The sequence below is a fragment of the Cyanobium sp. NIVA-CYA 375 genome (assembly GCF_056108345.1).
Genome location: NZ_JBSYHW010000357.1, coordinates 1 through 653 on the forward strand (window position 1 = coordinate 1; position 653 = coordinate 653).

The 653-nt window shown below is 60.8% G+C and carries 1 protein-coding gene; it reads left to right on the forward strand.

Annotated features, from left to right (window positions below):
- A partial coding sequence (locus AC01FP_RS18565) for an MFS transporter (RefSeq protein ID WP_474482358.1) occupies positions 1-653 on the forward strand: 653 nt, incomplete at both ends.

Here is a 653-nt window from a genome sequence, read left to right on the forward strand (position 1 = left end):
GCTTCCAGCTGTTAAAAATTGGGAGTAATCGATCCCAGACAGGTTGGGTATGGAACGCGAGTGATGCGGGGGCCGAAGCCTTCAGGACGGCCTGGGAGGCCCGGCCGAATGGCATCTTCCTGCAGTTTGGCGGCGTGCTTGCGGGGCTGGGTCTGCTTGCTCTGGCCTGTGTGCCTGTGCCTGGCGTCGTGACGCGACCCGGCGCCTACCTGCGGCGCTCCTACGGCCAGCCTCTGGGCGATTTTTTCCAACGCTTCGGCATGAAGTTCGGACTGATGATCATGGCGCTGATCTGTCTGTACCGGCTGTCCGACTTTGTCCTGAATCTGATGAACCCGTTCTACATTGACCTGGGATTCACCCTCACCCAGATCGCCGAGGTGCGTAAGGTCTACGGTGTCGTGGCGTCGCTGGCGGGCATCACCTTCGGGGCCTGGATGGTGTCCCGCTTCGGCATCATCAAGAGCATGGTGATCGGCGTGTTTGCCAGTCCGCTGTCGAACCTGGTGTTCGTCTGGCTGGCGGTGTCGGGGCCGAATATGGCGGTGCTGTATGGCGCTATCACCATCGACAATTTTGCCACTGGCGTCGCGGGCACGGCGTTGATCGTTTATATGTCCAGCCTGACCAGTGCCGGGTTTACGGCCACGCAG